This window comes from Pseudomonas sp. C11 (assembly GCF_034683865.1).
In the GTDB taxonomy this organism is placed as follows: domain Bacteria; phylum Pseudomonadota; class Gammaproteobacteria; order Pseudomonadales; family Pseudomonadaceae; genus Aquipseudomonas.
In genome coordinates this window covers 1-229 of record NZ_JAWIIP010000123.1, presented here as the reverse complement: position 1 = coordinate 229, position 229 = coordinate 1, and the positions used below count along the sequence as shown (strand labels likewise).

The following is a 229-nucleotide window of genomic DNA, read 5'->3' as shown; positions in this document are numbered from 1 at the left end:
CCACATAAAAAACCGGCCATCCCATGGGGATGGCCGGTGCACTCGCCCACAGGGGCGCACAGGAGAGTGAAGACGGAATCAGGCCAAGTCGGCCAGCTTGGCCTTGGCCTGGGCCAGGCCCTTTTCCACGAACTCGCCGCCCATGTTCATGCCTTCTGCATGGATGAACTGCACGTCGTGAATGCCGATGAAGGCCAGCGCCTGACGCAGGTAGGTTTCCTGGTGATCC

At 61.1% G+C, this 229-nt stretch carries 1 protein-coding gene; it reads right to left on the bottom strand.

Annotated features, from left to right (window positions below):
• Positions 1–78 precede the first annotated feature (78 nt).
• A partial coding sequence (locus VC352_RS25165) for an NAD(P)H-dependent oxidoreductase (RefSeq protein ID WP_322982191.1) occupies positions 79–229 on the bottom strand: 151 nt, incomplete at its 5' end.